This is a genomic window from Sphingobium sp. (assembly GCF_041987595.1).
Classification (GTDB): Bacteria; Pseudomonadota; Alphaproteobacteria; order Sphingomonadales; family Sphingomonadaceae; genus Sphingobium.
Genome location: NZ_JBHIWJ010000053.1, coordinates 21,294 through 27,367, shown reverse-complemented (window position 1 = coordinate 27,367; position 6,074 = coordinate 21,294). Strand labels below are relative to the sequence as shown.

General features: G+C 64.1%; 6 protein-coding genes. 2 read left to right on the top strand and 4 right to left on the bottom strand.

All coding sequences use genetic code 11. The features are described from left to right. Positions 1-52: 52 nt before the first annotated feature. Together ACFC3J_RS14110 and ACFC3J_RS14105 are read right to left on the bottom strand one after the other, a co-directional pair. Positions 53-1,285 (bottom strand): pyridoxal-dependent decarboxylase, exosortase A system-associated, encoded by a 1,233-nt coding sequence (locus ACFC3J_RS14110; RefSeq protein WP_375196793.1) that lies wholly within the window; start codon positions 1,283-1,285, stop codon positions 53-55. Continuing rightward, positions 1,282-2,820: an acyl-CoA ligase (AMP-forming), exosortase A system-associated gene (locus ACFC3J_RS14105; RefSeq protein ID WP_375196792.1), complete on the bottom strand. Its 1,539-nt coding sequence runs from the start codon at positions 2,818-2,820 to the stop codon at positions 1,282-1,284. Before ACFC3J_RS14105 ends, ACFC3J_RS14110 begins: the two co-directional genes overlap by 4 nt. 49 nt (positions 2,821-2,869) lie before the next feature. On the opposite strand from ACFC3J_RS14105, the gene ACFC3J_RS14100 reads away from it, so the two are divergent. Next, positions 2,870-3,877, top strand: a complete 1,008-nt coding sequence (locus ACFC3J_RS14100; protein ID WP_375196791.1) for a GNAT family N-acetyltransferase — start codon at positions 2,870-2,872, stop codon at positions 3,875-3,877. A 28-nt stretch (positions 3,878-3,905) separates the two neighbouring features. Next, entirely contained in the window at positions 3,906-4,196 is a 291-nt protein-coding gene (locus tag ACFC3J_RS14095) for an acyl carrier protein (RefSeq protein ID WP_375196790.1), read from the top strand. Between the two features lie 60 nt (positions 4,197-4,256). Here the strand turns inward: ACFC3J_RS14095 and trxB are convergent, their stop codons facing one another. Both trxB and ACFC3J_RS14085 read right to left on the bottom strand, forming a co-directional pair. Beyond that, a complete protein-coding gene (gene trxB, locus ACFC3J_RS14090; RefSeq protein WP_375196789.1) occupies positions 4,257-5,219 on the bottom strand; it encodes a thioredoxin-disulfide reductase in 963 nt (320 codons plus the stop codon). A gap of 109 nt (positions 5,220-5,328) precedes the next feature. Next, complete coding sequence (locus ACFC3J_RS14085; RefSeq protein ID WP_375196788.1) at positions 5,329-6,066, bottom strand: peptidase; 738 nt, start codon at positions 6,064-6,066, stop codon at positions 5,329-5,331. Positions 6,067-6,074: the final 8 nt, after the last annotated feature.

The window sequence follows — 6,074 nt, the reverse complement described above, 5'->3', positions numbered from 1 at the left end:
CTTCTTGCCTGCAAAGGGTAAAGATACCGTTAGGAGTTAAGTTCTTGGCAAATCAGCCAAGTAAAAGCTGTCCAGCACTGGGATGACCAAGAAAAGCGGTGGGGCTGGCGGAGGCGCCATAAGCCCCGGCAATGAAAATCGCGATCAGGTCGCCCTCCACGATTGGCGGCAGCCCGACCTTGTCGCCCAGCTTGTCCATCGGCGTGCAGAGACAGCCCACAACAGTCACGGCTTCCTGAGATGGCGCCTCGCCAAAGCGGTTAGCGACGGCGATGGGATAGTTGCGCCGCACCACTGTCCCAAAATTGCCGCTGGCGGCCAGTTGGTGATGCAGCCCGCCATCGACCACGACGAAGGTTTCGCCCTGGCTTTTCTTCACATCGACCACGCGGGTCAGATAGACCCCCGCTTCACCCACCAGCCAGCGGCCGAGTTCAATCGCGAACTCGCTGCCCCGAAGGATATCGGCCCGGCCATCGAGCAAAGTCCCCAAAGCTTCGCCAATCGGCCGGATATCCAGCCGCTCGTCCCCGGGGAAATGAGGAATCCCGAACCCGCCGCCCAGATTGACCAGCGGCGGCGTCATGCCCACGGTTTCGCACAGGCGAGTCGCCAGACCGATGGTCGCCGCCTGCGTCTCGATCAGCGCGCCCTCGTCCAGAGCCTGCGATCCTGCAAAGATATGCCATCCCCGCCAGTCGGCGCCCGCATCGATCACCCAGCGCGCCAGATCGGCCGCCCGCTCGGCATCGACACCGAAGGGCTTGGCCCCTCCGCCCATGCGCATGCCTGATCCCTTGAGGTCGAAATCCGGATTCACCCGTACCGCCAGCTTCGGCACCTGTCCGCGCCGCTCGGCAATGGCGATGGCGCGTCGCGCCTCCCCCTCCGATTCCAGATTGATCGTCGCGCCGCTACTGATCGCGACAGCCAGTTCATCATCGCGCTTTCCCGGCCCGGCGAAGCTGGTGTGCGCCGCGTCCATCCCCGCTTCCAGCGCCCGCATCAGCTCACCCCCGGACGCGACATCGAAGCCATCGACCAGCTTCGCCATCCGCTCCAGCAGCGGCGCATAGGGGTTGGCCTTCACCGCGTAATGGATCGACAGTGCCGGCGGCATGGCATCACGAAGGGCCTTCACCTGCGCCTCGATGATGCCCATGTCATAGACAAACAGCGGCGTGTCCCCCGCTTCATCCACCAGACTGGCTGCGCCGCAGCCGCCGATCAGCAACATGCCCTCTTCGCCGGAAAAGAAAGGCGGGATCGGCCCCATCGGCTTCATGCCCCATACTCCTTGGCCAGCGCCACCCGATCGATCTTGCCGTTGGGATTGCGGGGAAATTCTGGAACCATGACGATCTCGCGGGGCTGCATGAAATTGGGGAGCTCGGCCTTCAGCCGCGCCTCCACATCCGCCTTTAGCTCCGCCGAAGCACCACGCAACAGCAACAGCACCGCCTGTCCCAGCCGCTCATCCCTGACACCCAGCGCCACCGCCTCGACCATGCCGTGCACGGCGACGGCCGCTTCCTCGATCTCGGTCGGGCTGATGCGATTGCCCGCCGACTTGATCATCGCATCGTCGCGCCCGACAAAATAGAGCAGGCCGTCCCCGTCCCGCCGCACCGTATCGCCCGACCACACCGCCATACCGCCATAGCGCGAGGTCGCGGGCGCAGGTTTGAACCGCTCCGCCGTCCGCACCAGATCGCGCCAATAACCCTGCGCGACCAAGGGTCCGCAGTGCACCAGCTCGCCCGGCTCACCCGCATCGGTCAGGCTGCCGTCGGGGCGCACCACCAATATCTCGGCATGGGGAATGGCCGATCCCATGCTGTCGGGATGGCTGTCAACCAACGCAGGCGGCAGAAAGGTCGACCGGAACGCCTCGGTCAGCCCATACATGGGATAGAGGTCCGCCCTGGGAAACAGCGCCCGCAGCTTCGCCACCAATGGCCGGGTCAGCGCCCCGCCGCTGTTGGTCAGCCGCTTGAGCTTCCCCGCCACCTCGGCGGGCCATTCCAGTTCGGTCAGTTGCACCCAGAGCGGCGGCACGCCCGCCAGCGTCGTGATATCCCGCCGATCCACCGACTTCACCACATCCCGCGGCGTCAGATAGTCGAGCGGATAGACGCATCCCCCTGCAAACCAGGTGGAAAACAGCTGATTTTGCCCATAATCGAAGCTGAAGGGCAGCACGCAGAGGGTCCGGTCCTCCGCCTTCATCCCCAGATAGCCAGCGACCGACGCAGCACCCAGCCACAAATTGGCGTGGCTCAGCATCACCCCCTTGGGCCGCCCGGTCGAACCGCTGGTGTAAAGGATCGCCGCCAGATCTTCCGGTCCCGCGCCGGACGGTCCCAACGCGTCGCCCCCGCTCATTGCACCCGCCGCGTCATCCTCCCGATGGAGCTGGCACCCCGCAGGCACATCGCCGGGCGCCAGCGTGCCGAGCCGACTCGCCGTTCCGATCAGCAACGCGGCCCCGCTATCATCCAATATGTGAGCGACCTGAGCATGTTTGAGCAGCGGATTGATCGGCACATGCACCAGCCCCGACCGTGGCGCGGCCAGCGGCATCAAGGCGGCAACCGGCCCCTTGGCAATCCAGCTCGCGACTCGCGCGCCCGGCTCCAGCCCGAAGCCGGCCAGCCAGCCGGCCAGCCGCCCCAATGTCCGTTCCAGCTCGGCGTAGCTCTGCGTGCCCGACCGGCCATCCAGTGCAGGCCGTGCCGGATCACCGCGCAGCAACACATGATCGATGGGCGACACGTCCACGCCATCGACCGTTTGCGCCAGGGGATCGCTTAACTCCATCTCCAGACTTTTCTTCTAACCCTCATGATGTTGCCGGGGAGATAGAGGTTTGCTGGTCACAAGGGAATATCGAAGCGTGAAGGATGCGCGTCTGGCGCTGTCCGGCGCATTCGACCGCGCCTGCACACCGTCGCTGTTCGACCGGATCGACTGGTTCGAATCGCTCCACGCCCATTGTTTTCCCCACGAACCCGTCCGCATCCTTCAGGCCATGGAGGGCGAGCATCAGCTCTGGCTGTTCCTGCGCTGCACCGCCCCCGGAAGGCTGAGCGCGCTCGCCAACTGGTACAGTTTCGACTGGTCGCCCCGCTTTCTCGGCGGGCCGGACGGAGCCACCCAGCGCCGCCTGATCGAAGTTCTTGCCCAATATCTGTTGAAGGACAGCGCCCGGATCGACCTGTATCCGGTGGCGGATAGAGCCGCCCTGCTGCTTGAAGCCTTCCGCAGGGGCGGCTGGTTCGGGGTGCGGCGGCCCATGGGCGGGCGGCATCTGCTGCGCCTCAACGGCCGCTGCTTCGAAGATTATTGGGCCACGCGCCCCGGGCGGCTGCGTACCCTCATCAGCCGCAAGAGCCGCGCCGGCCGCTTCACGATGAACATCACCGACAGACTGACCGATGCCTTGTGGCGCGACTATCTCGCCATGCATGACCGTAGTTGGAAACAGCCCGAACCCAGCCCCCTCTTCCTGCGCGACCTTGCCGAGCGGGAAAGCGCCGCCGGGACCTTGCGCCTCGGCTTTGCACGCATCGGGGAACAGCCGGTCGCGGCCCAACTGTGGACGGTCGAGAACGGCACCGCCCTCATTCACAAGCTCGCCCATGATCGGGCCTTTGACGGCGCATCCCCCGGCAGCCTCCTCAGCCACGCCATGTTCGCCGCAGCGATTGACGGGGATCGAGTGGACCTGATCGACTATGGCACTGGCGACAATGGCTATAAGACCGACTGGATGGAGGATCGTGAAGTCCTCCACCGCCTCGACTTCTTCAATCCGAGATTCGCCTCCACCTGGCTTCCCGCCGCGCGCACAGCCATTTCCGCGCTTGTAGGTTAGTGCCGGAACGATTAGGTAGGCGCCCATCATGCGGGCGGAAAATACTCAGCCGGTCGACCGGACAATGGATATCGAAACGCTAATGCGCGCATTGCTGCGCGATGTGCTGGGCCTGTCTCAGGATCGGGTCGACGCGTTCGACCTCGACACGCCCCTGTTCGGGGCGCTGCCGGAGCTGGACTCCATGGCCGTCGCAGGCCTGCTCACCGAAATGGAGGACCGATTCGCCATCCTGATTGAGGATGACGATATTGACGGCGAGACCTTCGAAACTTTCGGTACGCTGCTTGCCTTCGCCGAAGCAAAGGCCGGGAATTAAGATTCCCGATGAAGAGCGTGCGATAGGTCAGGGATTGCGCCCTGACCCGCAAAGTCCTTCTTACTCCGCAGCGACTGCCTCGAAATCGGCTTCGGCGAGGAACTTCTCGACATCCAGCGCGGCCATGCAGCCCATGCCGGCCGCCGTTACCGCCTGACGATAGACCTTGTCGCTGACGTCGCCCGCCGCGAACACGCCCGGAACAGCGGTCCTGGTCGTGCCCTTTTCAACCAGCAGATAGCCCTCATCCATCGGCAGCTTGTCGACGAAAAGCTCGGTCGCGGGCTGGTGCCCGATCGCCACGAAGGCGCCATCCGTCTCGATATGCGATTTGTGGCCCGTCACCGTATCGACCAGGTCGACGCCCACCAGCCCTTCGGGATTGCCGCCGCCGACAAAGCGCTCGACCGCCTGATTCCAGAACACCTTGATGTTCGGATGCGCGAACAGGCGCTGCTGGAGAATTTTCTCCGCCCGCAGCGAGTCGCGGCGGTGGATCAGGGTGACATCATGGCTGTGATTGGTGAGATAAAGCGCTTCCTCGACCGCGGTATTGCCGCCGCCGATCACCACCACCTTCTTGCCGCGATAGAAGAAGCCGTCGCAGGTCGCGCAGGCCGACACGCCCTTGCCCTGCAAAAGCTGCTCCCCCTCGGCGCCCAGCCACTTGGCCTGCGCGCCGGTCGCGATCACCAGACTGTCGGCATAATAAAGCGTGCCGCTGTCGCCCTTCAGGCGGAAGGGCCGCTCGGACAGGTCGACGTCGACGATCTGGTCGTACATCATCTGCGCACCGACATGCTCGGCCTGCGCCTGCATCTGCTCCATGAGCCACGGTCCCTGAATGACGTCGCGGAAGCCCGGATAATTTTCGACGTCGGTGGTGATGGTGAGTTGCCCACCCGGCTGCATGCCCTGCACCACGATCGGCGCCAGACCAGCGCGCGCGCCGTAAATGGCGGCAGACAGGCCGGCCGGACCGGAACCGAGGATCAGCATGCGGGTCGAATGGGTTGCGGTCATGAACGTCTTTCCGGCTGCGATTCGTGTGTCGGGATGAGATAGGCCGCGCGGACACAGGCGCAAGCCATGGATTTGCTTGAAGGGCGAGAAGCAGAAGCTTCAGGAGAATTCAGTCAATCACGTTGGGCAGGTCCTCGAACCCCTTCCGCAGCGCCGCGGACCAGCTGTGCGAGAGGAGCTGGAATTCCTCATTATCCGCCTCGATCCGGGTGCGAACGCGAAAGTCGAACCTGTCGCGCTCGATCACGGTCAGATCCAGCGGCATGCCGACCGACAGGTTGGAACGCAGGGTCGAATCCATCGACACCAACACCGCCTTGGTCGCATCCTCCAGGCTGGTTTCCCGCTTTATGATGCGGTCCAGGATCGGCTTGCCATATTTATGCTCGCCAATCTGGAAAAAGGGCGTGTCCTCGGTCGCTTCGATGAAATTGCCCGCCGAATAGATGAGGTAGAGCCGCGGCTTGCCACCCTTGCGCTGCCCGGCGATCAGGATGGAGGCGTCCGCCGCCGCACCCTGCATCTCGATCGTGCTGCGATAGCGGCCCTGCATGGCGCACATCGCTTCGCCCACTATCTGCGCAACGCGGTGCATGGTCGGGCAGTTGAGGATCGTCTCCACCTCGGGATCGAGCGCCGCGTCCTTGATTGCGCGTCCCAGCATTGCCTTCACCCCCTGGGTGATCGACAGGTTGCCCGAACACATCATGGTGATCGCGCGCTCGCCGGGAACGCTGTAGGTGAAACTCTTCCGGAAGCGCGCAATATTGTCCATCCCCGCATTGGTGCGGGTGTCGGACAGCATGACCAGCCCCTGGTCAACGCGCACCGCCACGCAATAGGTCATCTCGGTTC